Annotated in this window: 28 protein-coding genes and 1 pseudogene; 19 read left to right on the plus strand and 10 right to left on the minus strand. The window is 71.6% G+C overall.

The window, feature by feature from the left end:
* The first annotated feature begins 106 nt into the window (after positions 1–106).
* Positions 107–1,819: a serine/threonine-protein kinase gene (locus LNW72_RS05190; protein WP_250974273.1), complete on the plus strand. Its 1,713-nt coding sequence runs from the start codon at positions 107–109 to the stop codon at positions 1,817–1,819.
* A gap of 16 nt (positions 1,820–1,835) precedes the next feature.
* Here the strand turns inward: LNW72_RS05190 and LNW72_RS05195 are convergent, their stop codons facing one another.
* Positions 1,836–3,101 (minus strand): MFS transporter, encoded by a 1,266-nt coding sequence (locus LNW72_RS05195; protein WP_250980028.1) that lies wholly within the window; start codon positions 3,099–3,101, stop codon positions 1,836–1,838.
* Between the two features lie 473 nt (positions 3,102–3,574).
* Between LNW72_RS05195 and LNW72_RS05200 the strand changes: the two genes are divergently transcribed.
* Entirely contained in the window at positions 3,575–3,748 is a 174-nt protein-coding gene (locus tag LNW72_RS05200; RefSeq protein ID WP_250974274.1) for a hypothetical protein, read from the plus strand.
* 300 nt (positions 3,749–4,048) lie between these two features.
* Here the strand turns inward: LNW72_RS05200 and LNW72_RS05205 are convergent, their stop codons facing one another.
* The gene (locus tag LNW72_RS05205) at positions 4,049–4,597 is read right to left on the minus strand and encodes an SRPBCC family protein (RefSeq protein WP_250974275.1); all 549 of its coding nucleotides are present in this window, start codon (positions 4,595–4,597) and stop codon (positions 4,049–4,051) included.
* Between the two features lie 232 nt (positions 4,598–4,829).
* Between LNW72_RS05205 and LNW72_RS05210 the strand changes: the two genes are divergently transcribed.
* Positions 4,830–5,291 (plus strand): universal stress protein, encoded by a 462-nt coding sequence (locus LNW72_RS05210; protein WP_250974276.1) that lies wholly within the window; start codon positions 4,830–4,832, stop codon positions 5,289–5,291.
* Here LNW72_RS05210 and LNW72_RS05215 read toward each other — a convergent pair.
* Together LNW72_RS05215 and LNW72_RS05220 are read right to left on the minus strand one after the other, a co-directional pair.
* Positions 5,275–5,859, minus strand: coding sequence for a winged helix-turn-helix domain-containing protein (locus LNW72_RS05215; protein ID WP_250974277.1), 585 nt, complete (start codon positions 5,857–5,859; stop codon positions 5,275–5,277). The two genes, LNW72_RS05210 and LNW72_RS05215, sit on opposite strands and share 17 nt — an antisense overlap.
* 398 nt (positions 5,860–6,257) lie before the next feature.
* On the minus strand, positions 6,258–6,494 hold the full coding sequence (locus tag LNW72_RS05220; protein ID WP_250974278.1) for a hypothetical protein: 237 nt from the start codon (positions 6,492–6,494) through the stop codon (positions 6,258–6,260).
* Between the two features lie 175 nt (positions 6,495–6,669).
* On the opposite strand from LNW72_RS05220, the gene LNW72_RS05225 reads away from it, so the two are divergent.
* The 4 genes from LNW72_RS05225 to LNW72_RS05240 all read left to right on the plus strand — a co-directional run bounded on the left by LNW72_RS05225 (position 6,670) and on the right by LNW72_RS05240 (position 10,403).
* A complete protein-coding gene (locus tag LNW72_RS05225; RefSeq protein ID WP_250974279.1) occupies positions 6,670–8,745 on the plus strand; it encodes an FUSC family protein in 2,076 nt (691 codons plus the stop codon).
* Positions 8,746–8,791: 46 nt separating this feature from the next.
* A complete protein-coding gene (locus LNW72_RS05230) occupies positions 8,792–8,980 on the plus strand; it encodes a hypothetical protein (protein WP_250974280.1) in 189 nt (62 codons plus the stop codon).
* A gap of 53 nt (positions 8,981–9,033) precedes the next feature.
* Positions 9,034–9,582, plus strand: a complete 549-nt coding sequence (locus LNW72_RS05235) for a flavoprotein (RefSeq protein ID WP_250974281.1) — start codon at positions 9,034–9,036, stop codon at positions 9,580–9,582.
* Between the two features lie 179 nt (positions 9,583–9,761).
* Positions 9,762–10,403 (plus strand): PASTA domain-containing protein, encoded by a 642-nt coding sequence (locus LNW72_RS05240; protein ID WP_250974282.1) that lies wholly within the window; start codon positions 9,762–9,764, stop codon positions 10,401–10,403.
* Between the two features lie 69 nt (positions 10,404–10,472).
* Here the strand turns inward: LNW72_RS05240 and LNW72_RS05245 are convergent, their stop codons facing one another.
* Positions 10,473–11,699 carry an acyl-CoA dehydrogenase family protein gene (locus tag LNW72_RS05245; RefSeq protein ID WP_250974283.1) on the minus strand — a complete coding sequence of 409 codons (1,227 nt, stop codon included), beginning with the start codon at positions 11,697–11,699 and terminating at the stop codon, positions 10,473–10,475.
* A gap of 147 nt (positions 11,700–11,846) precedes the next feature.
* On the opposite strand from LNW72_RS05245, the gene LNW72_RS05250 reads away from it, so the two are divergent.
* Positions 11,847–12,491, plus strand: a complete 645-nt coding sequence (locus LNW72_RS05250; RefSeq protein ID WP_250974284.1) for a TetR family transcriptional regulator — start codon at positions 11,847–11,849, stop codon at positions 12,489–12,491.
* A gap of 97 nt (positions 12,492–12,588) precedes the next feature.
* Here the strand turns inward: LNW72_RS05250 and def are convergent, their stop codons facing one another.
* Positions 12,589–13,134, minus strand: a complete 546-nt coding sequence (gene def, locus LNW72_RS05255; RefSeq protein ID WP_138354546.1) for a peptide deformylase — start codon at positions 13,132–13,134, stop codon at positions 12,589–12,591.
* 180 nt (positions 13,135–13,314) lie between these two features.
* On the opposite strand from def, the gene LNW72_RS05260 reads away from it, so the two are divergent.
* The 7 genes from LNW72_RS05260 (at position 13,315) to LNW72_RS05290 (ending at position 19,827) form a co-directional block, all read left to right on the plus strand.
* Positions 13,315–14,553: a MurT ligase domain-containing protein gene (locus LNW72_RS05260; protein WP_250974285.1), complete on the plus strand. Its 1,239-nt coding sequence runs from the start codon at positions 13,315–13,317 to the stop codon at positions 14,551–14,553.
* Between the two features lie 21 nt (positions 14,554–14,574).
* Positions 14,575–15,303: a glutamine amidotransferase gene (locus LNW72_RS05265; RefSeq protein ID WP_250974286.1), complete on the plus strand. Its 729-nt coding sequence runs from the start codon at positions 14,575–14,577 to the stop codon at positions 15,301–15,303.
* Positions 15,304–15,431: 128 nt separating this feature from the next.
* Entirely contained in the window at positions 15,432–16,457 is a 1,026-nt protein-coding gene (locus LNW72_RS05270; protein WP_138354543.1) for a 6-phosphofructokinase, read from the plus strand.
* 183 nt (positions 16,458–16,640) lie between these two features.
* The gene (locus tag LNW72_RS05275; protein ID WP_250974287.1) at positions 16,641–17,600 is read left to right on the plus strand and encodes a cytochrome c oxidase assembly protein; all 960 of its coding nucleotides are present in this window, start codon (positions 16,641–16,643) and stop codon (positions 17,598–17,600) included.
* Positions 17,601–17,626: 26 nt separating this feature from the next.
* Entirely contained in the window at positions 17,627–18,658 is a 1,032-nt protein-coding gene (locus LNW72_RS05280) for a hypothetical protein (protein ID WP_250974288.1), read from the plus strand.
* A gap of 82 nt (positions 18,659–18,740) precedes the next feature.
* Entirely contained in the window at positions 18,741–18,902 is a 162-nt protein-coding gene (locus tag LNW72_RS05285; RefSeq protein ID WP_250974289.1) for a hypothetical protein, read from the plus strand.
* Positions 18,903–19,071: 169 nt separating this feature from the next.
* Positions 19,072–19,827, plus strand: coding sequence for a lysophospholipid acyltransferase family protein (locus LNW72_RS05290; RefSeq protein WP_250974290.1), 756 nt, complete (start codon positions 19,072–19,074; stop codon positions 19,825–19,827).
* Here the strand turns inward: LNW72_RS05290 and LNW72_RS05295 are convergent.
* Entirely contained in the window at positions 19,824–20,435 is a 612-nt protein-coding gene (locus tag LNW72_RS05295) for a DUF1707 domain-containing protein (protein ID WP_250974291.1), read from the minus strand. The two genes, LNW72_RS05290 and LNW72_RS05295, sit on opposite strands and share 4 nt — an antisense overlap.
* A 258-nt stretch (positions 20,436–20,693) precedes the next feature.
* Between LNW72_RS05295 and LNW72_RS05300 the strand changes: the two genes are divergently transcribed.
* The 3 genes and pseudogenes from LNW72_RS05300 (at position 20,694) to LNW72_RS05310 (ending at position 22,399) form a co-directional block, all read left to right on the plus strand.
* Positions 20,694–21,524 (plus strand): TIGR02452 family protein, encoded by an 831-nt coding sequence (locus LNW72_RS05300; protein ID WP_250974292.1) that lies wholly within the window; start codon positions 20,694–20,696, stop codon positions 21,522–21,524.
* Positions 21,521–22,024 (plus strand): annotated as a pseudogene (locus tag LNW72_RS05305) (YbaK/EbsC family protein); the annotation flags it as partial. The gene LNW72_RS05300 and the pseudogene LNW72_RS05305, both read left to right, overlap by 4 nt.
* Before the next feature lie 48 nt (positions 22,025–22,072).
* The gene (locus tag LNW72_RS05310) at positions 22,073–22,399 is read left to right on the plus strand and encodes a cupin domain-containing protein (protein ID WP_250980029.1); all 327 of its coding nucleotides are present in this window, start codon (positions 22,073–22,075) and stop codon (positions 22,397–22,399) included.
* Between the two features lie 158 nt (positions 22,400–22,557).
* On the opposite strand, the gene LNW72_RS05315 is transcribed toward LNW72_RS05310, so the two are convergent.
* A complete protein-coding gene (locus LNW72_RS05315) occupies positions 22,558–23,163 on the minus strand; it encodes an anthrone oxygenase family protein (protein WP_250974293.1) in 606 nt (201 codons plus the stop codon).
* 164 nt (positions 23,164–23,327) lie between these two features.
* Positions 23,328–24,995, minus strand: coding sequence for a discoidin domain-containing protein (locus LNW72_RS41565; protein WP_308401885.1), 1,668 nt, complete (start codon positions 24,993–24,995; stop codon positions 23,328–23,330).
* A gap of 171 nt (positions 24,996–25,166) precedes the next feature.
* Here LNW72_RS41565 and LNW72_RS05330 point away from each other — a divergent pair, with 171 nt between their 5' ends.
* Entirely contained in the window at positions 25,167–25,901 is a 735-nt protein-coding gene (locus LNW72_RS05330; protein WP_250974294.1) for a Mut7-C ubiquitin/RNAse domain-containing protein, read from the plus strand.
* Positions 25,902–25,956: 55 nt separating this feature from the next.
* On the opposite strand, the gene LNW72_RS05335 is transcribed toward LNW72_RS05330, so the two are convergent.
* Positions 25,957–26,373, minus strand: coding sequence for a PPOX class F420-dependent oxidoreductase (locus LNW72_RS05335; protein WP_374117400.1), 417 nt, complete (start codon positions 26,371–26,373; stop codon positions 25,957–25,959).
* Between the last annotated feature and the right edge of the window lie 81 nt (positions 26,374–26,454).

Here is a 26,454-nt window from a genome sequence, read left to right on the forward strand (position 1 = left end):
CGCTCCCGTGCAACCACCGGCTGCGTACAGGCGTCCACCCATCAACCGGTAGCTCCGCGGAAATCCCGCGCCGGAGCCCGTCCGATTCGACGAGGTGCGCCCGACGATGTCCGACCCACGAGAGCCCAGACGGTCAGAACCCGAGTGGTCCCTTCCCGGCTACCGCGCACTGCGTGTCCTGGGAGAGGGCGGCAGCGGCAAAGTGGTGCACGCGGTCGACGAGCGCAGTGGCGCCGAGGTCGCGGTCAAGTACCTGAACGAGGAGAGCCGGGCGCGGCCCGGCCTCCTCGGCAGCTTCCGCGACGAGGCCCAGCTCCTGCGGCAGCTGGACTCCCCGCACGTGGTGCGCGTCTACGACTACGTCGAGACCGCCGAAGGCGCGGCGATCGTCATGGAGCTCATCGAGGGCGTATCGCTGGGGGCGATGCTGCGGACGAACGGCGCGGCCGTTCCCGAGGCGGCGCTGTCGGTGCTGAAGGGGTCGCTGCTCGGTCTGGCGGCGGCCCATGCCGCCGGGGTCGTGCACCGCGACTACAAGCCCGGCAACGTGATGGTCTCGAACAACGGCGTCTCCACGCTGGTGGACTTCGGCATCGCCGTCCGGCAGGGCGCCGACGCCCCGAGCGCCGGTACGCCGCCCTACATGGCACCCGAGCAATGGCGCGGCGAGCCGGCGTCACCCGCTACCGACGTCTACGCGGCGACGGCGACGTTCTTCGAATGCCTCACCGGTGAGCGCCCGTACACCGGGGCGACCATGGCCGAGCTGGCGGTCCAGCACATCACCGCGCCGATTCCGGAGCACCGCGCGCCCGAGGAACTGCGGGCACTGATCGGGCACGGGCTCGCCAAGAGCGCCGAGGAACGACCGGTGAGCGCCGCCGCCTTCCTCACCGAACTCGAAGCGGCCGCCGCCACCGCGTACGGCCCGGACTGGGAGCGCCGCGGACGCCGGGCGCTCGTCGCGATCGTCGCGCTGCTCGCCGCCCTGCTGCCGAGCGCCCTCGGCGACGCCACCGCACCCCCACCGCCGACCCCGCCCACCCCGCCCGCTCCGGGCGCCGGCGCGGGCCTGCCGTTCGGCGGCGGCAAGCCACGGCGGCTGCCGCGCGGGCGCGCCGCCGCCTTGGTGGGCGGCAGCGTCGCCCTGCTGGCCCTCGCCACCGCCGGCACGGTCGTCGCCCTCGCCGGCACCGGCAAGGCCCCGCACCACACCGACGGCCTCTCGGCCCCGCCCTCCGTCACCACACAGCTCACCGGAACCGGCGAGCCGCCCGCCACCACGCCCCCGGGCGGCGCGACCGTCGGCCCGAGCCTCACACCGACGACATCAGCGTCAACGTCCACGACGCCGACACCGACGGACAGCACGACCACCACTCTGACGACCCCGCCCACGACACCCACCACAACCGCACCGACGGCCCCGCCGACGACGGTTCCGACGACGTCGTCGACCACTACGTCGAAGCCGCCGCAACCATTGGTCAAATCCGCCTCGGTCGGCACGTTCGTGGCAACCCGTGGGTCGAACGCGACGGCCTCGTTCTCCATCGGCAAGGGCAGCACCGGTACCTTCACCATCACGTTGACGTGGTACGACGCGGACAGCAAGGGCAATCCCGTAGCGCAGGATGGGTCCTCGGAGACGTTCACGTTCAACGGGGAGTACAACTTCAGCAGGTCACACACCTTCGACGGGCTCGACTGCAACCGCATGTGGGGTGTGCGGATCTCGACCAAGCCGGCCGCCGCTGACCAGAGCACCGCCTACCGGTCCATCACGCGGGGTACCTGCACTCCCCCACCCCCGCGCTGACCGCCGAGCGCGAGCGTCACGGCACGGGGTTGCGCGAGTCGTACCGCGCGAACCTCGGCTGTAGTGCCGCCAGCGTGATGACGACCGCGATGCACGCCAGGCCTCCGCCCACGATGGCGGTGGCCGGCGAGAAGAGGTCGGCGGCCGAGCCGGCGAGGAAGTCGCCCAGGCGGGGGCCGCCCGCGACGACGACGATGAAGACGCCCTGGAGGCGGCCGCGCATGTCGTCGGGGGCGGCGGCCTGGAGCATGGTGTTGCGGAAGACCATGGAGATGGTGTCGGCGCAGCCGGCCAGTGCGAGGAAGAGGAGTCCGAGCCACAGGTTGCGGGTGAGGCCGAAGACGGCGACGGCCGCGCCCCAGCAGGCGACCGAGACCAGGACGGCGAGTCCCTGGCGGTGGATGCGGCCGAGCCAGCCGGAGAAGAGGCCGCCGAGCAGCGCGCCGACGGCCGGGGCGGCGATGAGCAGGCCTACGGTCTTGGCGTCGCCCGCGAACCAGATGACGGCGATGGCCGGGAAGAGTACGCGCGGCTGAGCGAGCACCATCGCGGCCATGTCGGTGAAGAACGTCATCCGCAGGTTGGGCCGGCCGGCGAGGAAACGCAGTCCGTCCAGCACCGAGGCCCATCCGCGACGGGTGCCGGCGGCCGTCGACGCGTCGCGTTCCGGGGTCATGGCGGGCAGTCGCCACATGGCGTAGAGGGAGGCGGCGAAGGTGACCACGTCGATCAGGTACGCGGCCTGGTAGCCCCACAGGCCGACGATGACGCCGCCGAGCATGGGCCCCGCCATCGTGCCGAGGCCGCCGGCGAGCGAGGCGAGGGCGTTGGCGGCGGGCAGCTGCTCCGGCGGGAGCAGGCGCGGGATCATCGAGGAGCGGGCCGGCGAGTTCAGGGCGAAGCAGACGGACTGCAGGGCGACGATCGCGTACAGCAGCCAGACCTGTCGCAGGTCGAGCAGGGCGGCGCCCGCCAGGACCCCGGACAGGACGGTCGCGCCGAGGGCGCTGACCAGGCCCAGCTTGCGGCGGTCCACGGCGTCGGCGATGGCACCGCCGTAGAGCCCGAATATGACGAGCGGGACCAGGGAGCAGAGCCCGACCAGTCCGACCGAGAAGCTGGAGCCGGTGATCGCGTAGACCTGCAGCGAGACCGCCATCGCGGTCATCTGCTGGCCGATCCAGGAGACCATGTTGCCGAACCACAGCCGGCGGAAGTGCGGGGACTCGCGCAGCGGGGTCAGGTCCGCGAACACACGACCGGCGGTACGGCGGGGTATCAGGGCAGGTGACGGGGTGGCGGCCGTGCCTGGTGCGGTCTCCTGGGGTTCCCCGGGTTCCGCCGAATCGTCGGATCGCTTGCTTCGGAGCACCCGGCACGGTAACAACCGCTCTCCCGGCCCCCGCGCGGCGGGGTCGGAAACCTCACCGGTGCCCAGGGCCCGCAACCCTTGAGGAGCCCTTGAGTGGCGCGCATGTGTACTGGGGTTCTCTTAGGGGTGACCCAGGGAGGAAATCGGCTGGTCGGAACCGTTCGGCGGGCTTACTCTGAGCGGAACGAACAGGCTCATGGGGCAGCAACCAGCGCCCAGAGCCTGTCCCGGGAAGCGTCCACCCACCATGGCCGCCCTTCCGGCTCCGCACCAGGCGCCACCGCGTCCGCACCCGCTCGATACATATGCCCCACCGGGTGTCCGACGCCCGGTCGTAGGCCGCGTCGGCGCATCCGGTTCACTCGAAATGAATGGAGTGCGCGGTGACACCCGAGAAGACCAAGCAGCGCAACCAGGCCACACCCGGACTAGGTGAATGGCCTCCGCCGCTGAAGGAAGTGCGCAACCTCGACGTCTGGGCCCGGTCCGCGCCGATCAAGCTGGCGGGCTACGAGGACGACATGGCCGAGTCGCACATCCTGCGGAGCATCGACTAGCCCGACCGGATCGGCGAGTTCGACCTGGCAGACGGACAGCCGCGGTCACAGGTGGCGTGGGAGCGCATCCCACGCCACCGCCGCGTTGTCGGGCGCGCTGGGCCCCCGGGACGCAGCTGGGCCCCTTGGACACAAAGGAGCCCCGGCCAGGACGGGGGGACCGGGCCGGGGCAACTTGGGGAAAGGAGCGGTTTCCCGCCACCTTTCATACTTAGTTTAACACTCAATGAGTGATGTTCGACTCCACTGGTTTCCTGCAATTCCGCCGCCCGCGGTCCCCCCGCTTCCCCTCCGGGGGACCTACGCGCCGACGCCGGGCTGGAACACCCGGGCGGCCGGGGCGTAGTCGAACGGCGGCTCGGGGGTCGGCACCGCCGGCTCGGCCGTGCGTACGGCCTCCAGCGCGCGGGGCGCGGCGTGCAGACCGCCGAGGGCCTCGCAGAGCTTGCGGGCGTCGACCGGCAGGTCCCGCCGCCAGGCCATCGCCACGACCGGCGAGAACAGCGCCATCCCGGCTCCCAGCGAACTGTGCACCGAGAGCCGCACCAGCGTGCCGCCGCCGTGCGGCAGCAGGTCGAAGCCGTACTCGGGGACCTGGGTGCCCAGCGGGCTCCACATGCGCTGGCCCCGGAACACGATGTGCCGGCAGGGCTCGTAGCCCGCGCACACCAGCCGGTGCGCCCGGTGCCGTCCGGGATAGCGGTAGCCGTACTCGGCGTTCGCGCCCGGCGGCACGGCATCCCCGTCGACCCCGGCGACGCCCGAACTCCACAGCGAAAGATTCCGGGCGTCGGCAAGGAAGTCGAAGACCTCGGCGGCCGGCCTCGACACGATCACGCTGGTGGTCACCCTCGGCATCGCAAACCTCCCCGTTGCCGGCACTGCCGGCTTTGGCTGTTGGCTCAGAGATGCGGGCGGCACGTCGGCGGCCCGGGAGCCACAGGACTGCAGGTTCTCTCTGGGGCTCCTCACCGAAATCCTGCATCGCAAAAGCCCGCGTGTCGTGGCAATACGGCCATTCGGGTGATCAAGAAAGCGGAGGCGCCCAACGGTGCCGGAGGGCGGGGGCTAGCCTCGATACGTGGTGGACAAGGAACCCGCGCCGTTCGAGCGCGGAACGGACGGCCCCAAGGTCATCGTCGCCGGAGCGGACGGCTCCGATTCCTCGTGGCGGGCGGTGTCCTACGCCGCCGGCCTGGCGCGGCGGCAGAACGCCTTGCTCGCCGTCGTCTACGTACAGCCGGTCATCGTCACCGGCGCACTCCTCGGCGCCCCGGTGGCCGAGGTCACCACCGAGGTCGCCGACGAGCTGATGGCCGAGATCCGCCGGTCGGCGGAGCGGCTCCAGGGGATGTTCGCCGTCCGCTGGGAGTTCCACACCCTCCGCGGCGACCCCTACAACGGGCTGGTCACCGCGGCGGACTCACTCAAGGCCGACGCGGTGGTGGTCGGCGCCTCCGAGCACGCCGGCCACCGCATCGTCGGCTCGGTCGCCATCCGGCTGGTCAAGGCCGGACGCTGGCCGGTCACCGTAGTGCCGTAGCCGCCACCGGTGCGTACTTGTAGCCCACCCGGCGGACGGTCACGATGCTGCCGCGGTGCTCGGCGCCGAGCTTGCGGCGCAGCCGCGCCACATGCACGTCGACGGTACGGCCGTCGCCCACGTGACCGTAGCCCCAGACCGTGGTGACGAGCTGGTCGCGGGAGTGCACCCGGTGCGGGTTGGCGACGAGGTGGGCGAGGAGCTCGAACTCCAGGTAGGTCAGGTCGAGCGGACGGCCGTCCACCGCCGCCGTTCGGCGCTCGGCGTCGATCCGTACCCGGGCGCCGGGATCATGCGCGGGTTCGGGCACCGCCTCCACCGCGACCGGTCCCACTTCCGCGGGAACCAGGACCAGGTAGCCGACCATCCGCTGCTGACCGGGAACGGTCGGCAGCACATGGCCGGGCGCCGGCATCCACGTGGCACCGGGCGGCAGGAAGTCGGGGGCGGGCGGGACCTCGTCGGGGCGTACGGCACGCAGCCGCGAGCGGAGCGGGGTGGTGGTCCCGCCGGCGGACTGCTGGGAGAGGCTGACGGCAGGGAGGTTCAGGGACTGGGTGTTCGACATGGATTCGGCTCTTTCGCGCGAAGGGTCGTTGGCTGGACGACGTATTGCGCGGTACCGGATTCCGTACTGCTGACGGCGACGGCCGGAGGCCGTTGTCCGCAGGTCAGCGGGGAGTGCGGGTCCGCGCGGTGATCGCGCGGCAACACTCTCGGTCGAAGTGGTGTCCCTGCCGGGACGGCCAGAAGGGCTCGAGGTCGGTGCGACCTGTCGCGATGTCAGTGAGGCTGGCCATGGGCCCTATTGAACCAGAAGCCACGCCCCGCGCGGCAGGGGGATGCCGGCGGAACGTGGATTCCGGTCACTACGGGATCACTGCGGGGTCGCTACACGGTCGCCACGGGCGCGTCACACGGCGGCCACACACGGCCTCACACGACCTCACACAGCCTCGCCGGGCCTCACATGGGCAGCGGAGCCGGGTCGGGCACCGGTTCGGGACGCGGTGTCGGCTCCGGCTGCGGCAGGGGTTCGGGCGACGGCAGCGGCGGGCCGGGCGGCATCGGACCCGGGCCGGGTTGCGGCACCGGGCGCGGGACCGGGTCCGGCTGAGCGGGGTCAGGGGGCTGCGGCGTCGGTTGCGGATCGGGCACCGGCGGAACGCTCGCCCGGAGGACGGTCGGGTCGGGATAGGCCATGGACTTCTCCTTCACTTCGTGTCGCTGTGTCGCTGTGTTGCTCTGTCGGTTTGTCGTCGTTACCGACGCAGCCGCTGCCCGCGCCTACCCAACGGCCGGGACGCTACGCACGCGTACGCCCGCCCCGTCGACAGGGAAAGCCGGTTCTCCGGCGTTTCCACCTATCCTCTGGATCATGACCTGGTTGCGCGCGCTGAAGGAGACCGGCCGCTCCGGGTTGCGCGTCGAGCGGACCAGGCTCGAACCCCTGGTGGCCGTCCGTGGTGCGGCCGGGGTCGCGATCGTGATCGGCCTGGCTCTGTGGCTGTCCTCCCCTGCCGTGGCCGCGTCGTCGGCGTTCGGCGCCTTCGCCGCGGGTACCGCCACCTTCCAGCGGAGCTGGCGCTCCCGCCCGGTGCTCGCCCTCGCCGCCGGCGCCGCCCTCGCCGTCAGCACCTTCCTGGGGTACCTGGCCGCTTCGCACCTCCTCGCCTTCGTCGTGCTGCTGGCCGTCTGGTCCTTCCTGGCCGGCATGGCGTGGTCGCTCGGCCCGACGTCCGGCATCGTCGCGGCCCTGACCATCGCCGTCATGCTGGTCGTCGTCACGCTGCCCACGTCCGTCATGGACGCCCTGGGACATGCCGCGGTGATCGCCTTCGGCGGGCTGGTGCAGGCCACGCTCATCGTGCTCTTCCCCATCCGCCGCTGGGGGGCGCAACGGGACGCCCTCTCGGACGCGTTCGCCGCCGAGGCGGACTACGCCCGGCGGCTGCGCCAGGATCCGCACGCCCCGTTCGATCCCGAACCGCTGATGACGGCGCGCAGCGCGGCCGCGGTGACCCCGTGGGAGGCCCGGCGCCGTCCGGAGGAACTGCACGGCAAGCGGGCGCTGGCGGAGCGGATCCGGCCGGTGCTGGCGTCGCTCGCCGATCCCTCGGTCGGTGCCGCGGCCGAGGGCCCGGAACGGGACCGGGCCCGCGAACTGCTGGCGGCGGCCGCGACGGTGCTGGACTCGGTGGCCCGCGCGATCCGGCACGCGAGGCCGGTGAAACTGCCGAAGGCGGTCAACGCCTTCCTGGAGGTGCCGGAGCCGGAGGCGGAGCTGACCGGTTCGGCCCGCCGGGCCGCCGCCCGGCTGATCAGCCTGCTCGGCGCCGCCGTGGAGAGCGCCAACGGCTCGGGCCCCTCGGACGCCACCGAGTCCGCCCATCTGCTGCGCCCCACCCTGCCGCGGCTCGTACCGCTGGCCGCGCGGGCGATGCGCCGGCAGATGCGCTGGCAGTCACCGGTGTTCCGGCACGCGGTGCGGATGTCCACGGTCGCCACCACGGGCTATCTGATCGGAACGGCGCTGCCGCTGGGCCACGGGTACTGGGCGCCGATGGCCTCGGTCATGGTGATGCGCCCGGACTTCTCCCAGACCTACGCGCGCGGCGTGGCCCGGTTCGTCGGGACGCTGCTGGGAGTGACCGTCGCCACCGGCGTGATGCAGGCGGCGTCACCGGGCGTCTACCTGTGCGCGGGCCTCGCCGTTCTCTCCATCGCCCTGATGTACCTGCTGATGCGCACCGGCTACATGGTCTCGCAGGCCTGCGTCTCGGCGTACGCGGTACTGCTGCTGGGCATGGGCGGCAGCGAGTGGACCCAGACCGTTCCCGAACGCGTCCTGCTGACGCTGCTCGGCGGGGTGCTGGCGATGGCGGCCTACGCCGTGTTCCCCGCCTGGGAGACCCCGCGGCTGCGGGACCGGCTCGCGGAGCGGCTGGAAGCCACCGCCGGGTACACGGCCGCCGTCCTGGAGGGTTTCGCGGATCCGGCCAAACGGCGCTCCTCGACGGTCCGGGAGGCGCTGCTCGACGCCCGTGCTGCCAGTGCCACCTGGGACCAGGCCGTCGCACGCGCCGACGCCGAACCCGTCCGGCACCGCGGGCTGTCCCGGCGGGCCGCGCAGGACGCCGACACGGTCCTCTCCGCGATGGGCCGCGTGGGCATGCTGATGGAGGCCCATCTGCCCGGACGGGACGCCGACCCCGTACCGTCCGCGGCGGAGTTCGCCCGCGTACTCCGCGAGGCCGTCGCCGAATCGGCGCAGGCGGTCCGCGACGGTGCGCCGCCGCGCTGGGACGCGGTCCGGACCGTCCTCGACGGCTGGCAGGGCGACACCACCCGGGAACGCATGGTCCGCCGCGGCGCGGAACTGCAGATGGAGACCCTCGACGAGTTCGAGGAAGCCCTGCGCTCCCGGTCCGGCACCCGGCCCCCGCCCCTGTGACGCGGATCCGGCTCCCCCGCGGTGGGTTCGTCCGTAAGGTGGGCGGATGGCCGTCCAGAACTGGAAGCTCGTCCTCGCGGCGGTGTCCGCGCTGCTCTCCCTCAGCGCGGTCGTACTCGTCCTCCCGGCGCTGACGGGCGCCGTCGGCTGGACCTTCGTCATCGCCGCGGGCGCCCTGGCCGCGGTAACGGGAACAGTGGCCCTGCTGTCCGACGGCGGCGAACGCCACAGCTGAGGCCGGTCCGGGGCTGGTTGCGCATGATCGTCCGGCCAGGATGTGATGGGGCCATGGACTCTCGCACCCTGTACCTGTTCGGCTCGGCCGCCCCGCCCGTCTTCGACATAGCCCGGGTGATCGACGACGCACAGGCCGCCGGCTGGGACGTGTGTCTGGGTCTCACCCCCACCGCGGCCCACTGGCTCGGCGACCACCTCGACGGCCTCGCCGCCCTGACCGGTCACCCGGTGCGCTCCCAGTACAAACTCCCCGGCGAACCGGACGTCTGGCCCCCGCCCGACGTGATCCTCTTCGCACCGGCCACGTTCAACACCGTCAACCAGTGGGCACTCGGGATCACCAACCACTTCGTGGTGGGCGTCGTCGCCGAAGCCCTCGGCAAGGGCATCCCCACGGTGGCCATGCCCTGCCTGAACTCCGCCTTCGTCCAGCACCCCCAATTCGAGCGCTCCCTGGGCGAGTTGCGACTGGCCGGCGTGACGGTCCTGTACGGCGAAGGCGGCTTCGTCCCCAACCTCCCGGACGAGGACCAGCCCACCGAATACCCCTGGCACCTGGCCCTGGCAGCCGCAAGAACCCTCGCCCCGGCCCCCCGATGACCCACCGGCCGCGCCGAGGGCAGCAATCGTGGGTCTCGTCCACCATGCACGCACCGACGCCGGAATCGACCGCGCCAAGGGCGCCCGGCATCGTAAGGGACACGAATTGCCGCCCCGCCCCATGGCGACGCACCGTAGCGCTACGGTCACGCAACCACCGTGCAGCACCAGGGGGACCCATGCGCATCCGTACCATCGCCGTTACCACCGCCGTCATCATCAGCACCGCGGCGCTCAGCGCCTGCGACCCCAAGGCCACCACGCCGGCCGGTAACCCGGCTCCGTCCGGTGCGGCATCCGTACCGTCCGCCTCCGCGAAATCGTCCGCCGCGGCTCCCGCGAAGACCGCGACCGTCCCCGCGTTCATCGGCATGGGGCTCCAGTCCGCGCAGGACGCCGCGCAGGCCGCAGGGTTCGCCGGCCTCACCTCGCATGACGCCCTCGGCCGCGCGCGCCACCAGATCCTTGACCGGGATTGGCAGGTCTGCTCGCAGAACTACGCGGCAGGGAAGAGCATCCCCGTCGACACCACCCTCGACTTCGGGGCGGTCAAGCTCGAAGAGAAGTGCCCCGGCACCGACCAGGCGCCGCCGAAGGAGGCCGGGGCGACCATGCCGGACTTCGTCGGCAAGTCCGTCAAGGCGGCTCACGCGGCTCTTCCTGCCAACACATCCGTCGACTCCAAGGACGCCTCTCAAGGACGCGTGATCATCATCGAGAGCAACTGGCAGGTGTGCACCCAGACGCCGGCGGCCGGCGCCGCGCTCAACGGGCAGCCGGTGACGTTCACTGCGGTGAAGTTCGGTGAATCCTGTCCATAGACATAGAGACAAACAGCCGCGTCCCCTTCGTGGAGCGAAGGGGACGCGGCTGTCGGAACGGGATCAGCGTCAGCGGATCGGCAGGCCGGACAGGGTGCGGGCGATGACCAGGCGCTGGATCTCGCTCGTGCCCTCGAAGATCGTGTAGATCGCGGCATCGCGGTGCATGCGCTCGACCGGGTATTCGCGGGTGTAGCCGTTGCCGCCGAGGATCTGCATGGCCTGGGCGGTGACGGTCTTGGCGGTCTCGCCGGCGTAGAGCTTGGACATGGAGCCCTCGGCCGAGGTGAAGGGCCGGCCGGCCGCGGCCATCCAGGAGGCGCGCCAGACCAGGAGGCGGGCGGCGTCGATCTGGGTGCGCATGTCGGCGAGCTGGAAGGCGATGCCCTGGTTGTCGATGATCGGGCGGCCGAACTGGACGCGGGTCTTCGCGTAGTCGAGGGCGACCTCGTAGGCGGCGCGGGCGATGCCGACCGCCTGGGCGCCGACGGCCGGGCGGGAGGCCTCGAAGGTGGCCATCGCGGCGTTCTTGACCCGCTCGCCGCCCGTCTTGGCGCGCTCGTGGGCGCGGGCGAGGCGCTCGTCGAGCTTCTCCTTGCCGCCCAGGAGGCATTCGCCGGGGATGCGGCAGTCCTCGAGGACGACCTCGGCGGTGTGGGACGCGCGGATGCCGTGCTTCTTGAACTTCTGGCCCTGGGACAGGCCGGGGGTGTTCGGCGGGACGATGAACGAGGCGTGGCCCTTGGAGCCGAGCTCGGGGTCGACGACGGCGACGACGACGTGGACGGCCGCGATGCCGCCGTTGGTCGCCCAGGTCTTGGTGCCGTTGAGCACCCATTCGTCCTTGGCCTCGTCGTAGACCGCGCGGGTGCGCATCGCGGAGACGTCGGATCCCGCGTCGGGCTCCGAGGAGCAGAAGGCGGCGACCTTGACGTCGTTGACGTCGCCGTACATCTGCGGGACCCAGGTGCCGATCTGCTCCTCGGTGCCGTTGGCGAGGACGCCGACGGCCGCCAGCCCGGTGCCGACGATGGACAGGCCGATGCCCGCGTCGCCCCAGAACAGCTCCTCCATGGCCATGGGGATGCCGAGGCCGGTGGGGTCGAAGAACTGCTGGGCGTAGAAGTCGAGGGAGTAGAGACCGATCTTGGCGGCCTCCTGGATGACCGGCCAGGGCGTCTCTTCGCGCTCGTCCCACTCCGCGGCCGCCGGGCGCATCACGTCGGCCGCGAAGCCGTGGATCCAGTCGCGCACGGACTTCTGGTCGTCGTTGAGCTCGAGCGTGAAGTCGCCCATGTCCCCTCCACCTGGTTGTTACTTGCGGTAACATCAGTCTGTTACCCGCGAGTAGGGGCTGTCAACTCCCCGCCGTGAACCCGGCCGCCCCGACCGGGGTGTTACGTTGCGCAGAGTGCACGAAATCGAACAGACAGGGAGTACCTGGTGGACACCGGCCAGCGGCAGGACCAGCGGACGGCGACGGAGCGACGGCGTAAAGAGCTGCTCGAGGCCGCCGACCGCGTCGTACTGCGGGACGGACCCGAAGCTTCCATGAACGCCATCGCCGCCGAAGCCGGAATCACCAAGCCGATTCTCTATCGTCACTTCGGCGACAAGAGCGGCCTGTACCGGGCGCTCGCCCAGCGGCACACCGACGCGCTGCTCGCCTCGCTGCGCGCCGCCCTCGACTCCGGCAACGACCGCCGCGACCGGGTGGAGGCCACGCTGCACGCCTATCTCGCCGCGATCGAGACCCGCCCCCAGGTGTACCGCTTCCTGATGCACCCGGCCGAGGCGCCGGGCGACGGGGAGAAGGGCTTCGACGGCGGCCGGCACTCCTCCTCGCTGCTGCGGCGGATGGGTGAGGACCTGGCCGAGGTGATCGCCGAGCGGCTCGACCTGGGCCCGCAGAGCCAGGAGCTGGCGCGGGTCTGGGGTCACGGCATCGTCGGCATGATGCACGCGGCGGGCGACTGGTGGCTCAGCGAACGCCCCGTCTCACGCGACCAGTTGGTCAGCCACCTCGCCGACCTGCTGTGGGGGCGGCTGGCCGCGGCCGGCGACCGGGCGGGCAGCCCCGGCCTGTAGAACCCGGAACCAACCCGGAACCCGGAATCCGGAACCCGGCGAACCCCGCCAGAACCCAGAAACCAGAACCTGGAAGCCATAACCCCGCCGGGCAGCCCTAGTTCTGCCGCGCCCAGGGCGCCCGGCGGGCGGCCCGCAGCGCACGGCGGCGGCGCAGCCCGCCGAGGCGGTCGGTGAACAGGCCGCCGTCGAGGTGGTCGCACTCGTGCTGCAGACAGCGGGCGAAGAAGCCGGTGCCGGCGATCCGCACCGGCTCACCGCGGACGTCGAAGCCCTCCACCACCGCGTGGTCGTGGCGGGTGGTGCCCGCGTTGATGCCCGGCAGCGACAGACACCCCTCGGAACCGGTGACGGTGACGCCGTCCACCTCCGCCAACCGGGGGTTGACGACGTGTCCCAGGTGCCGCACGTCCTCGTCGTCGGGGCAGTCGTAGACGAACACCCGCAGGGCCGTACCGATCTGGTTGGCGGCCAGCCCGACGCCGTCGGCCGAGTACATGGTGGCGAACATGTCCTCGACGAGCCGGGCCAGTTCGGCGTCGAACGCGGTGACCTCGGCGCACGGCGCATGGAGCACCGGGTCGCCGATCAGACGCATCGGACGGATGGTGCCGGTACTGCCGGGGATGGTGCCGCGTCGCATGCCGGCAAGCGTAGAGCCTGTACGTGACGGGGCGGACGGTGCGGGGGCCGCGCGCGAATGTAGATAGGCTGCTCCGAGACCGAGGCCTCCCGGGTGTTGGATCGGCGTGGAGGGGCGGACACTCGGCCACCGCGAGGCTTGTGCAGGTGTGGGGGCCGGACGCGAGGAGGATGTTAGACGATGGCAGGCAACTCGGAGCCACTGACTCCGCGGGCCAAGCTGGCCGTGACGGCGGGCAAGGCGGCTGCGGCGGTGTCCCGTGCGGCGGGTCGCGGCAGCGGATCGGTGATCGGCGGACGGGTGGCCCTGAGGGTCGACCCCGATCTGCTGGCCCGGCTGGCAGGGCACCTCGATGTCGTGCTGGTGTCCGCCACCAACGGCAAGACGACGACGACCCGGCTGCTCGCGGAGGCGCTGCGGGCCAACGGCACGGTGGTCTCCAACGCTCTGGGCGCGAACATGCCGGCCGGTATCACCTCGGCGCTCGCCGGCGGCGCGGACGCCCGCTACGGCGTGATCGAGGTCGACGAGAAGTACCTGGCCGGTGTCGCCCGCGACGTCGCCCCCAAGGCCATCGCCCTGCTCAACCTCTCCCGCGACCAGCTCGACCGCGCGGCCGAGACCCGCATGCTCGCCGAGCACTGGCGCGAGGGCCTGTCCGGCACGGACGCCATCGTCATCGCCAACGCCGACGACCCGCTGATCACCTGGGCCGCCTCCTCCTGCCCCACCGTGGTGTGGGTCGCCGCCGGCCAGGAGTGGAAGGACGACGCCTGGTCGTGCCCGTCGTGCGGCGGCGTCCTGCAGCGCCCCTCCGACGACTGGTTCTGCGGTGACTGCGGCTTCCGCCGTCCCACACCGACCTGGGCGCTCTCCGGCGACCACGTCATCGACCCGTACGGCGCGGCCTGGCCGATCCGCCTGCAACTGCCGGGCCGGGCCAACAAGTCCAACGCGGCCGTGTCCGCCGCGGCCGCGGCCGCCTTCGGGGTGGAGCCGAAGGTGGCGCTGGAGCGGATGTACGCGGTGCAGGCGGTGGCCGGACGCTACGACGTCGTCACCTACCTGGAGCGCGAGCTGCGGCTGCTGCTGGCGAAGAACCCGGCCGGCTGGCTGGAGACGTTCTCCCTCATCGACGGCCCGCCCACCCCGGTGATCCTGTCCGTCAACGCCCGCGGCGCGGACGGCACCGACACCTCCTGGCTGTGGGACGTGGACTACACCCGGCTCGCCGGGCACCCGATCTACGTCATCGGCGACCGCAAGCTGGACCTCGCGGTCCGCCTGGAGGTCGCGGGACTGGACTTCCGCGTCTGCGCCGACGTCGACGAGGCGGTGCGCTCGGCGCCCCCCGGACGGATCGAGACCATCGCCAACTACACGGCCTTCCAGGACCTGCGCCGCCGCGTCGGCAACTGACCCGGACAAGGAGAAGCAAGCATGAGCGATTCCAGCCTTCGCCTGGTGTGGGTCTACCCGGACCTGCTGAGCACCTACGGCGACCAGGGCAACGCCCTCGTCGTGGAGCGGCGTGCCCGCCAGCGCCGCCTCAATGTCAGCCGGATCGACGTCCGGTCCGACCAGCCGATCCCCACCTCCGGGGACATCTACCTGATCGGCGGCGGTGAGGACCGCCCGCAGCGCCTCGCCGCGGAGCGGCTGCGCCGCGACGGCGGACTGAACCGCGCGGTCGCCAACGGCGCGATCGTCTTCTCGGTGTGCGCCGGCTACCAGATCCTCGGCCATGAGTTCGTGAACGACCTGGGCCGCCCCGAGGCCGGCCTGGGCCTGCTCGACGTCGTCAGCGTGCGCGGCGACGGCGAGCGCTGCGTCGGCGACGTCCTGGCCGACATCGACCCGCGGCTCGGCCTGCCGCCGCTGACGGGTTTCGAGAACCACCAGGGCATCACCCACGTCGGCCCGAGCGCGCGCCCGCTGGCGACCGTCCGGTACGGCAAGGGCAACGGGACCGGTGACGGCACCGAGGGCGCGTACAACGACACCGTCTTCGGCACGTACATGCACGGCCCGGTCATGGCCCGCAATCCGCAGATCGCCGACCTGCTGCTGAAGCTGGCGCTGGACGTGAACGCCCTGCCGCCGGTCGACGACCAGTGGTTCGAGGCGCTGCGCACGGAGCGGATCGCGGCGGCGGGTCAGCCCGCCTGAGGCGGTGAGCGGTGTCCGCAGTGCGGGCGGCTGTGCGCCGTCCGCCTGCGGCTGGCTAAGGTAACGGGGGTTCCATCCGGACGACGGGGTCCGGCCGTCCGTTTGGAAATCGCGGGAGTGCGAGAGCAATGCGTATTGGTGTGCTGACGAGCGGCGGAGACTGCCCCGGACTCAATGCCGTCATCCGGTCGGTGGTACACCGCGCCGTGGTCGACCACGGCGATGAGGTCATCGGGTTCCACGACGGCTGGAAGGGCCTGCTGGAGTGCGACTACCGCAAGCTGGACCTGGACGCCGTCAGCGGCATCCTGGCCCGCGGCGGAACGATTCTGGGCTCGTCCCGCGTGCAGCCCGCCCATCTGCGCGGTGGCGTGGAGCAGGCCAGGGGCCATGTACGGGACCTGGGTCTGGACGCGATCATCCCGATCGGCGGTGAGGGCACCCTGAAGGCGGCCAAGCTGCTGTCGGACGCCGGTCTGCCGATCGTGGGCGTGCCCAAGACGATCGACAACGACATCGCGTCGACGGACGTCACCTTCGGGTTCGACACGGCCGTCATGGTCGCCACCGAGGCCCTCGACCGTCTCAAGACCACCGCCGAATCGCACCAGCGGGTGCTGATCGTCGAGGTCATGGGCCGGCACACCGGCTGGATCGCCCTGCACTCCGGCATGGCGGCCGGCGCGCACGCCATCGTGGTGCCGGAGCGCCCCTTCGACATCGGCGAGCTCGCCGATCTGGTCGGCAAGCGCTTCGCGGCCGGCAAGAAGTTCGCGATCGTCGTGGTGTCCGAGGGCGCCAAGCCGCGGGAGGGCTCGATGGAGTTCTCGTCCGGCGCCAAGGACATCTACGGCCACGAGCGGTTCACCGGAGTCGCCACCCAGCTGTCGGTGGAGCTGGAGCAGCGCCTCGGCAAGGAGGCGCGGCCGGTGATCCTGGGCCATGTGCAGCGTGGTGGCACGCCCACCGCCTACGACCGGGTGCTCGCCACCCGGTTCGGCTGGCACGCGGTGGAGGCCGTCCACAACGGTGATTTCGGCATGATGACGGCGCTGCGCGGCACCGACATCAAGCTGGTGCCGCTGGCCGAGGCCGTCGAGCACCTCAAGACCGTGCCGGCCGAGCGCTACATCGAGGCCGAGTGCGTCCTGTAGCCGGTCCCGTCCGCCGTGCGGCGGACGCTGTGCCGGGCTGACGCCCGCTTCCGACGTACGGGGCCGCCCCCGGCCGCATCACCGGCCGGGGGCGGCTCTAGTCTGGTGCGGGCGCACGGGTCGAATCGGCACAATGCCGGACGGCGCGGGCGGGCAGTCGGCACGAACAGGAGAGAGTGACCCATGGACCACGGCGGGCACGGCATGCCCATGGACTTGCCGCCGTTCACCCTCGGTCGGGCGCTGGAGTTCAGCGGCGATCCGGTCTTCCTGGCGGGCTGTCTGCTGGCGCTCGGGCTGTACGGCTGGGGCGTGGTGCGGCTGTGGCGGCGCGGCGACCGCTGGCCGGCCGGCCGGATCGTCGCCTTCGTGCTGGGTGTGCTGACCGTGGCCTCGGTGATGTGCACCGCGATGAACGACTACGGCATGGTCATGTTCAGCGTGCACATGGTGCAGCACATGGTCGTCAGCATGCTCTCCCCCATCCTGCTGCTGCTGGGCGCTCCGGTGACGCTGGCCCTGCGGGCGCTGCCCGCGACGGCGCACGGCCGCGGCCGCAAGGGGCCGCGCGAGCTGCTGGTGGTCTTCCTGCACAGCCGCTACATGCGGGTCGTCACCCATCCCGCGTTCACGATCCCGCTGTTCATCGCGAGCCTGTACGCGGTGTACTTCTCGCCGATCTTCGACTTCCTGATGGGCAGCCGGCTGGGACACATCGCGATGATGACCCACTTCCTCGCCGTCGGCCTGGTCTTCTTCTGGCCGATCATGGGCGTGGATCCGGGGCCGCACCGCCCCAGCCACATCATGCGGATGCTGGAGCTGTTCGCGGGGATGCCGTTCCACGCGTTCTTCGGTATCGCCCTGATGATGGGCACCGAGCCGATGGTGACCACGTTCCTACATCCCCCGGCGTCCCTCGGGGTAGATCCATTGCAGGACCAGAGCGCGGCGGGCGGCATCGCCTGGGCGTTCAGCGAGATCCCGTCGGTCCTCGTGCTGGTGGCGCTGCTGTTCCAGTGGTACACCTCCGATCAGCGGCAGGCGCGGCGGTCGGATCGCGCGGCCGACCGTGACGGGGACGCGGAGCTGGTGGCGTACAACGCCTATTTGGCATCCTTGGATGCTCGCGGTCGCGGCTGACACAGCTGACTAAGGGGAGGCGCGAGATGGGGGACCAGGTGCGGATATCGGGCGGAGCGCTGGAGCTGCCGGGCGGAGTGACGGTGCGCTTCATGCGCACGTTGCGGCTGCCCGAGACGGGGACACATCCGCTGCCGCCGGGGATCGGCAGTTTCCCGCTGCGCAGAGTGGCGGACTATCCGGACCGGGCGCCCGCCGAGTGGCTGACCCGCGGCGGTGTGGTGCTGCCGGTGTACCAGCGCGAGGCGATGTGGCTGAGCTTCTCCTCGCCGGTGCCGGCCGCGCTCCAGGTGGGCGTGGGCAAGGTGTGCGCGGTCTCGGGGCAGCCGTGGAGCGACCGGCTGTCACAGGATCCGCAGAACTACGTGGTGCTGCCCCGGCAGCCCTGGCTGGACGGCATCAACTCCGGATCCGGCACGATCCGGCAGTTCGTGGCGGTGCCGCTGGGCCTGGGGGCGACCGTGGAGGGCCAGGTCTCCGGCGAGGAGGTCTGGGGCGGGGTGCAGCTGCAGGTCTTCGAGCTGCGGGACGAGCCGCTCGCGGTCTGGCGCGCCGAGCAGGAGCGGCGCGCGGTCGCCACCCGCGGCCCCTGGGGCGTCGCGGCCGAGGAGGACGAGGGGATGCCACCCATGGCGGGCTACGGCGCGGCGATGCCGAGGGCGGCCATGGCCGCCCCGGCCGCGCCGTCGATGGGCCTGGGCGCGGGCGGCCGGATGCGCCAGGAGGTGTACCGCGACGAGCGGCTGCCGGGCGACTGGCGGCCGGCCCCGTCGGGCCGGGTCTTCGTCCATCTGGCGACCGCCCCGCAGTGGCGGCAGATCACCGGCGAGGCGCCGCCACCGTCCCCGGTGGACCGGGCGGCCTACAACGCGGCCGGCCTGCCCTGGTTCGACTACTACGACGCTGACGCCGCCGATCTGGCGGCCGCGGCCCCGCTGGCGGACGTGAAACCGGTGGGCGACTGGCTGGGCGACGACCAGCAGCCGTGGGCGCCGGTCCAGCCCGGCCAGGTGAAGAAACTCAAGGACGACGGCCAGGTCACCGACGGCGACTGGTAGCGCCGGAGGCGGCGGCCGGTCACCATGGAGAGCGGGCCGCCACCGGGCGGGTCGTCCTGGGATGCTCGGGGAGGAGGGCCTCATGCCGACACCCGCGAAGACGATGGCGGTGTGCACCGTGGCGTCCCTGGTGGCCGTGTCCGCCTACACGGTCGTGCTGGGCGCGAACGCCTGGCTGTGGTTCGCCTGGGTGCTGCTGGGGCTGTGCACCGCCGGTGTGCTCGCCATCCGGGCGCCCCGCTGACCACGGGCCCACCCCGCGACCGCACCTCCCGGCCGCCCGGTTCACCCGAAGGGCCCCGTGCTCCGGCACCGCGCTTACCGGTACTCTCGCGCGCCGCCCGTATCGGCACTACTGTGCCTGGTCACCGGGGTGCGGGCGTTCCCCGGCGTGGAGGGGGGAAACGGGACGCGTGTTCTACCACGTGCTCAAATACGTGATCCTTGGGCCGTTGCTGCGGCTGCTGTTCCGGCCGCGGATCGAGGGACTGGAGCACATTCCGGACGACGGGGCCGCGATCGTCGCGGGCAACCACCTGTCGTTCTCCGACCACTTCCTGATGCCGGCGATCCTGCCGCGCCGGATCACCTTCCTGGCCAAGGCCGAGTACTTCACCGGCGCCGGGCTCAAGGGCCGGCTGACCGCCGCGTTCTTCCGCGGGGTGGGCCAGATCCCGGTGGACCGGGCGGGCGGCAAGGCCTCCGAGGCGGCGCTGAAGTCCGGGCTCGCGGTGCTGCGGCGGGGCCATCTGCTGGGCATCTATCCGGAGGGCACCCGGTCGCACGACGGCCGGCTGTACAAGGGGCGCACCGGGGTCGCGGCGATGGCGATCACGGCTCAGGTGCCGGTGATCCCGTGCGCGATGGTGGGCACCTTCGAACTGCAGCCGCCCGGCCGCAAGCTCCCCCGGCTGGGCCGGGTCACCATCCGGTTCGGCACGCCGCTGGAGTTCAGCCGGTTCGAGGGCATGGAGGGGGAGCGGTACGTGGTGCGGTCGGCGACCGACGAGATCATGTACGCGATCCTGGCGATGTCCGGGCAGGAGTACGTCGACCGCTACGCGAACGAGGTCAAGGCCGAGCAGGCGCGCGGCGTCACGGCACGGCTGCGCCGGCCGTCGGGAAAGAGCGAACCGCAGGACGACCAGCCGTCCCGGCCGCCGCTCTAGCGGCCGTCGCGCCAGGGGTACTTGTAGCTGCGCATGACCCGGACGTGGCCGAACACGGACCGGCCGGTGATGTGCACCACGGGGCCGTCCTCGTCCCAGTCCTCCTTGGTCTTGTCGTGTCCGCCGAGCTGGGAGCGCTTGCCGAACAGGGCGGTCCCGGTGTCGTAGACCCGCGCGCTGTCGGGGACGAGGATCTCGACCTTGCCGCAGAACGAACCGGCCTCGATGACGACCTCGCGGCGGGTGAACACCGCCTGCCGCAGGTCGATCACGACGGCGCCGAACCGGGCGCGCGCGACGGTGTGCGGCGGGACGGGCCACTGGCCGCCGCGCCGGATCTTGCTGAAGAGGGCGTCGACGGGGTCCGCGTCGGTGGGGGCGACCAGGTTCGCGCCCACCGCCGGCTCCGGCAGATCGCCGGTGATCGGGGCGAGTTCACCACGGGTGCGCGCGGAGTACGTGGCTTCGAGCCGCTCGGCGTGCTCGTCCGTGGTGAGCCGGCCGGTCGCGAGCGCGTCGGCGAGAATCGCGGCGGTCTGGTCGCGTTCCTGGTCCGACGCGCGCAGGTCGATGTCGGCGGAACGGGACTCCGCTGGGGTGTCGGACACCGGGCAACCTCCTGATCGGACGCGGACCAGACTTACGCTATATCGCGACTGTCGCGTTCGCAAGGTCCGCGTCCGCCGACGGGCCGCACCCGGCTGGGAGGCGGCTGGAACCCGGCCGGATGGCTGCCGGAACCCGGTCCGGATGGCTGCCGGAACCCGGTCGGCGGCTGGGCCGGCGGTACGTAAACCGCTGGTTCCAGCGCAGGTGGGAGCCATAGGGTCGGGACCCGTGAACACGAACAGAACACGGTGCGGAGCATGAGCGCCCGGCTGCGCGGCATCGCCCGGCACACCCAGGAGATCGTCGCGGCGGGTTGGTACCCGGCGCCCAGCGGACGGGACGTCCCGATCGCCGCCGGCGTCGCACGCGCGGTCGCCGGGACCCGGCTGTTCGGGCCGGAGCCGGTGGACGTGCCTCCGCCGTCCGGTCCGCCCGCGGCCACCGCCTTCGGCGTGACCGGCGAGAGCAGCCTCCAGGCCGCGCGCCGGCTGACGGACTCCTCGGACGGGCCCGTCGCCGTCCTCAACTTCTCCTCGGCCCGCAACCCGGGCGGCGGTTACCTCAACGGCGCCCAGGCGCAGGAGGAGTCGCTGTGCCGCGCCTCGGCCCTGTACACGTGTGTGGTGAGCACACCGGACTTCTACGCCGTCCACCGTGCCGACCGCGACCCCTTCTACACGGACCGGGTCGTCCACTCCCCCGCCGTACCGGTCTTCCGCGACGACCGCGGCGCGCTGCTGGAGGAGCCGTACGAGGCGGGCTTCCTGACCTCTCCCGCGCCGAACGCCGGTGTGATCACCCGAAATCTCCCCGACCGGGTGGACCGGATCCCGCGGGCGCTGCTGACGCGTGCGGAGCGTGTGCTGGAGGTCGCCGCCGCCCAGGGCTACCGGCGGCTGGTGCTGGGCGCCTGGGGCTGTGGGGTCTTCCAGTGCGATCCCGCGCAGGTCGCGGACGCCTTCCACCGCCATCTGACCGGCGGCGGGCGCTTCGCCGGCCGGTTCGACGAGGTCGTCTTCCCGGTGCTGGACCGGCGCGAGGACTCCCCCACCCGCGCCGCTTTCGCCGCGAGGTTTAATGAGTCATGACCGACACCGAGGACACGGCGGAAACGAACGAGCACGCGACGTACAACGGGCTGATCGCACTGCTCGACGAGCACGGTGCGGTCTACCGGACCATCGACCACGCGCCGCAGGGCGCCACCGAGCTGGTCAGCGAGCTGCGGGGCAACGCGCTGGCGCAGGCGGCGAAATGCATCATCGTCATGGTCAAGCTCGGCAAGAAGACCACCAAGTACGTCCTCGCCGTCGTGCCCGGTGACCGGCGGCTTGACCTCGGCGCGGTGAAGGCGCTGTTCGGCGGGACGTACATCTCGTTCGCGCCGAAGGAGACCGCCGAGCGACTGGCCGGCAGTGTCAGCGGCACCGTGCTGCCGTTCTCGTTCGACGAGAAGCTGGAACTCATCGTGGACCCGGCGCTGCTGGACCACCATGAGATCTTCTTCAACGCGGCCCGGCTGGACCGTTCCCTGGCGCTCTCGGCCAAGGACTACGCGGAGATCGCCGCGCCGCGCATCGAATCCATCACGGAGGCACCGGCCCTCCCGGGCGGGAAGCGCAACATCGACACCGTCATGGACGCCGTCCCCGAGAAGTGGCTGCCGCACGTCCTGGCCCAGGTGAACGACTACGACGTCAAGGTCGCCAACGTCGAGGGCGAGTTCTCCGAGCACCGGCACGCGGACACCGATGAGTTCTTCCTCGTCCTCGCCGGCCGGCTGCGGCTGGAACTCCCGGACGGCACCGTCGAGCTGGGCCCGCACGAAGTGTTCACCGTGCCGCGGGGCACCCTGCACAAGCCGGTGGCCGAGCCCGGGACCCGGATCCTGATGTTCGAACCGCGCGGCACGGTCAACTCCGGTGACGGCAACGAGGGAACGACCGGCGTCATCCTGCCCTGACCATCCGTCCCCCCGAGCCGCGCGCCGTCGCCGCCCGGTCCCCGTGCCTCGTGCCTCGTGCCTCGTGCCTCGTGCCTCGTGCCTCGTGCCTCGTGCCTCGTGCAGCAGACGGTCCCGCACCCGCTTCTCGCGGTGCGGGACCGGCCCGTCGGGGGCGCTCAACGGCTGCCCGCCCCGGCGTCGCCCCGGCCGTGCAAGAACAGTGCCCGGCTCAGGCAGCCGACGGCCACCGTGCACGCCGCCGTCCGCACCATGTTGAGCGCGATCCAGGTGTTCTCGAACTTGTCGCGCACCGCGGCCGGATCACGGATGTGCGCGGGGTCGCCGGCCTTCGCGAGCTCGTCGTTGAGCGGGATGTTCGCGCCCATCGTGACGAGGAGCGCCACGACGTAGAGCGCCACCGACGCCAGTACCCAGCCGAACACGGCGCGCCGCGCCAGCCGGCGCTGCTGGAAGGCCGCGACGCCCGTCAGCACCAGGGCGCCGAAGAACGCGAGGAAGAACACCGGGTTCTCGATGGCCACGTTGATGTTCTGCATCGCGCCGATGAACGTCCGGTCGTCACCGCGGCCCAGGCCCGGCATGACCGCGACGTCGAAGCTGAAGAAGAGACCCGCCATGAGTGCCGTGGCGACGGTGGCGGCGCCCAGCACGGGGCCGGCGGCGCTCTTGCGGGCGGGGACCGGAGGCGCCGGGTGGTGGAGGGGAGCCTGGGGCGTCGGGTGGATGTTCTGGGCGCCGTTGGTGGGGTGGGCAGCACTCATCGTTTCGCTTCTCCCTGCGGGGTGACGGACGGTCGTGTTCGGCTGGTTGCTCATGGCTCCAGTCAAGTCGCCGGCGCGACCACGGACCATCGCTCAGACGCGCACCCGCATAAGCAACCGTCCACGCGCGGGCGCGTGGACGGTTGCCGTCACTCCCTGATCCGCTACGAGGCGGTCGTTCCGTACACCTGCATCTCGTAGAGGGAGTAGCCGTAAGCGGTGCCCCGGGCGGTGCCGTTGACCCGGACGTAGCGGCCGGTTCCGGTGAGGCCGGTCAGGTCGTCGGTGGCACCGTTGCCGGTGGTGGTGGAGTAGATCGTCGTCCAGGTCGTGCCGTCCGGGGAGGTCTGGATCGTGTACGCCTTGCCGTACGCCGCCTCCCAGAGGAGCTTGACGTGGCTGACGTTCGCGGTGGCGCCCAGATCGACGCGCAGCCACTGCGGGTCGGATCCCTCCTTGCTGGCCCACCGGGTCGTGGTGAGGTTGCCGTCGAAGGCGGCCGCCGCCGCGAAGGAGGTCGATTCGACCGAGGAGGCCGTCGCCGTCCTGCCCTGGGAGAGCAGCACCGGGCCGCCGCCGGGAGCGGTGACGGTCAGTGCGTAACCCGTCGAGTGCGCGGCCGATGCCGAGGTTCCGGTGACCGTGAGCGCCGCGGAGCCGGCGGTGGCGGCGGCGGTTGCCGACACCGTCATCACCGAGGTGCCGCCCGCGGTCACCGTCGAGGGCGCGAAGCTCACGCCGACACCCGAAGGAGCACCGGTGGCGGAGAGCGTCACCGGCTCCGCCGTACCGGAGGCCACCGGCACGGACACCGTCGAGGTCGTCGACGCTCCCGCGTTGACCGAACCCGCGGTCGGGTTCAGCGACAGCGAGAAGTCGTTGGTGGCGGAGGCGGGCGTGAAGGCCCACTGGCTCGCGGTGCCGGAGCAGCTGCCGGCGACCGTATTGCCGCCCGAGGCCCGGAAGCACTTCTGGCCGGTCTGCATGTCGGAGATCGTGCCGTTCGGGTTGACCGACCACTGCTGGGTCGGGCCGCCCGTGCAGGCGTTGAGGACGATGCTGCTGCCGGAGGTCGCCGCGCAGAGGTTGTTGATCACCATGAACGCGCCGTGGAAGGTGAAGCGCTGGCTCGCCGCACCGTTGCAGGCGGCGGTCTTGAGGGCGGTGCCGGAGGTGGAGCTGTTGCCGGGATCATCCATGCACTGCGCCGTCGAGACGTTCTTGTACTGGCCGACCGTGGTGTTGGGCTGAGCGCCGCCGTAGCACTTGCCGGTGCCGGTGTTGAAGATCGGCGTGGCGTCGTAGGGCTCGTTCGAGGCGGGGTTGACGACGACCGGTTCCATCGTCGGCGTGTTGTCGGCGTTGTAGTGCGTCAGCGCGTCCTCGCAGTCGATCGCGTTCATCGCGTTGCCGCCCTTGCCGCCCAGCCACAGGTCGATGTGGTGCAGCCCCGGACCCCCGTTGGGACCATGGCCGCTCCAGTCCGCGCCGCACTCCTGGCAGCTGTCCTCCATGATGAAGTACTTCCTGACCCGCTCGACCCACACCTTCGTGCCGGCCGGGAGCTCCGCCGTTGAGGTCGCGAAGGTGATCGGATCCGCGAACGTGCCGGTCCCGCCGGCGGTGTCGTGGATCTGCGGGTACGAGATGTCGCCGCCGGGCGGTGTGTTGTCGTACCAGCCGTAGAACGTCAGGAACGTCTGTTGCGTCGTGGCCGCGGGGGCCGCGGAACTCGGCGCCGCGTTCACGAGTCCCGCGAACGCCGAGATGAGGACGAGACAGGCGGTCGCGAGGAACGCGACAAGAGCGCGCCGGCTCATGGTGCGGCTCATGGTGCCTCCGTTGCCAGGGGGGATCCAGCAGGGTCACCGCAGAGTCGGTCCGCGCACCGGCGCAAGTCAATAGTCTGTTAGGAAAGTTATCTAACAATCATCGGGTGCCCACTGGGGACACCCGGCGGAATCAACTGGCCCGGCGCCGCCCCGTGATGGCATCCTGACCGCGTGAACGGACCGGAGATCGACATCACTTTCGCCCCTGAGCTGCACCTCTTCGTCCCCGCTGAGCGACGGCAGGGCCCGAGCACGGTCGTCACCGACGGCACCTCGACGCTCGGCCATGTCGTCGAATCGCTGGGCGTCCCGCTCACCGAGGCCGGTCTGTTGCTCGTCGACGGCGGCGCCGTGCCCGTCTCGCACATCCCCGCCGCGGGCGAAACCGTTCACGTCGAGGCCGTCGAGCGGCCCCAGCACGTGCCGGGAGCGCCTCTGCGGTTCCTGCTCGACGTCCACCTCGGCACCCTCGCGCGGCGGCTGCGCCTGCTGGGCGTCGACGCCGCCTACGAGAACGAGGACATCGGCGATCCCGCGCTGGCCGCGCTCTCCGCGAAGGAGCGGCGCGTCATGCTCTCCCGCGACCGCGGGCTGCTCCGGCGGCGGGAGATCTGGGCCGGGGCGTACATCTACAGCGACCGCCCCGAGGATCAACTCCGCGACGTGCTGCAGCGCTTCGCGCCCGTGCTCACCCCGTGGTCCCGGTGCGTGGCCTGCAACGGTCCGCTCGCCGACGCCGACAAGGAGTCGGTCCAGGATCAACTGCGGCACGGCACGCAGCGCTCGTACGACGTGTTCGCGCAGTGCGCGGCCTGCGAGCGCGTGTACTGGCGCGGCGCGCACCACGCCCGCCTGGAGGCGATCGTCGAGGAGGCCCTGCGCGAGTTCGGCGGCGCGGCCGCCTGACACCAGCACGTCTCCCAGGGGACTGTCCGGCTGATCGCGAACGGCCGGACCTGCGCTAGTCGGCGACGCCCCTGACCGTGATGACCTTGTCGATGTGCACACGGACGAGGAGTTCGCCCGGGACGCCGTTGCGGGCGCCGTACACCTCGGCCTGGTCAGGGCCCATGTAGCGGTGGGCGATACGGGTCGCCCAGTCGCGGACCTCCGGCAGGTCCTCGCTGATCCGGGCCTTGCCCTCGATGACCACGAACGAGAACGGCGGACGGTCGTCGTCGACGCAGATGCTCACCCGGCCGTCGCGGGCGAGGTTGCGGCCCTTGACGGTCTCCTTGCCGGTGTTGAGGACCAGGTCGTCCCCGTCGAGGAGGAACCAGACGGGGGCGAGGTGCGGCCGCCCGTCGGCGCGGACGGTGGCGAGCTTGCCGGTACGGGTTCCCTCGCTGATGAATGCACGCCATTCGGCGTCGATCATGGTGGCCATGCCACCCATGGTGCCCGAAGGGAGCCGGCTCACGGCACAGGACGCCCCGGCGGCGGGGCTCATGTCAGGCCC

The sequence above is a fragment of the Streptomyces sp. RKAG293 genome (assembly GCF_023701745.1).
GTDB lineage: Bacteria > Actinomycetota > Actinomycetes > Streptomycetales > Streptomycetaceae > Actinacidiphila.

Bases quoted from the DNA above. Each gene is read 5' to 3' on its own strand.
- LNW72_RS05190 (WP_250974273.1), top strand. From the start codon at position 107: ATGTCCGACCCACGAGAGCCCAGACGGTCAGAACCCGAGTGGTCCCTT.
- LNW72_RS05215 (WP_250974277.1), bottom strand. From the start codon at position 5,859: ATGTCGAACACCCAGTCCCTGAACCTCCCTGCCGTCAGCCTCTCCCAG.
- LNW72_RS05220 (WP_250974278.1), bottom strand. From the start codon at position 6,494: ATGGCCTATCCCGACCCGACCGTCCTCCGGGCGAGCGTTCCGCCGGTG.
- LNW72_RS05225 (WP_250974279.1), top strand. From the start codon at position 6,670: ATGACCTGGTTGCGCGCGCTGAAGGAGACCGGCCGCTCCGGGTTGCGC.
- LNW72_RS05230 (WP_250974280.1), top strand. From the start codon at position 8,792: ATGGCCGTCCAGAACTGGAAGCTCGTCCTCGCGGCGGTGTCCGCGCTG.
- LNW72_RS05235 (WP_250974281.1), top strand. From the start codon at position 9,034: ATGGACTCTCGCACCCTGTACCTGTTCGGCTCGGCCGCCCCGCCCGTC.
- LNW72_RS05240 (WP_250974282.1), top strand. From the start codon at position 9,762: ATGCGCATCCGTACCATCGCCGTTACCACCGCCGTCATCATCAGCACC.
- LNW72_RS05245 (WP_250974283.1), bottom strand. From the start codon at position 11,699: ATGGGCGACTTCACGCTCGAGCTCAACGACGACCAGAAGTCCGTGCGC.
- def (WP_138354546.1), bottom strand. From the start codon at position 13,134: ATGCGACGCGGCACCATCCCCGGCAGTACCGGCACCATCCGTCCGATG.
- LNW72_RS05260 (WP_250974285.1), top strand. From the start codon at position 13,315: ATGGCAGGCAACTCGGAGCCACTGACTCCGCGGGCCAAGCTGGCCGTG.
- LNW72_RS05265 (WP_250974286.1), top strand. From the start codon at position 14,575: ATGAGCGATTCCAGCCTTCGCCTGGTGTGGGTCTACCCGGACCTGCTG.
- LNW72_RS05270 (WP_138354543.1), top strand. From the start codon at position 15,432: ATGCGTATTGGTGTGCTGACGAGCGGCGGAGACTGCCCCGGACTCAAT.
- LNW72_RS05275 (WP_250974287.1), top strand. From the start codon at position 16,641: ATGGACCACGGCGGGCACGGCATGCCCATGGACTTGCCGCCGTTCACC.
- LNW72_RS05280 (WP_250974288.1), top strand. From the start codon at position 17,627: ATGGGGGACCAGGTGCGGATATCGGGCGGAGCGCTGGAGCTGCCGGGC.
- LNW72_RS05285 (WP_250974289.1), top strand. From the start codon at position 18,741: ATGCCGACACCCGCGAAGACGATGGCGGTGTGCACCGTGGCGTCCCTG.
- LNW72_RS05300 (WP_250974292.1), top strand. From the start codon at position 20,694: ATGAGCGCCCGGCTGCGCGGCATCGCCCGGCACACCCAGGAGATCGTC.
- LNW72_RS05310 (WP_250980029.1), top strand. From the start codon at position 22,073: ATGGACGCCGTCCCCGAGAAGTGGCTGCCGCACGTCCTGGCCCAGGTG.
- LNW72_RS05315 (WP_250974293.1), bottom strand. From the start codon at position 23,163: ATGAGTGCTGCCCACCCCACCAACGGCGCCCAGAACATCCACCCGACG.
- LNW72_RS41565 (WP_308401885.1), bottom strand. From the start codon at position 24,995: ATGAGCCGCACCATGAGCCGGCGCGCTCTTGTCGCGTTCCTCGCGACC.
- LNW72_RS05335 (WP_374117400.1), bottom strand. From the start codon at position 26,373: ATGATCGACGCCGAATGGCGTGCATTCATCAGCGAGGGAACCCGTACC.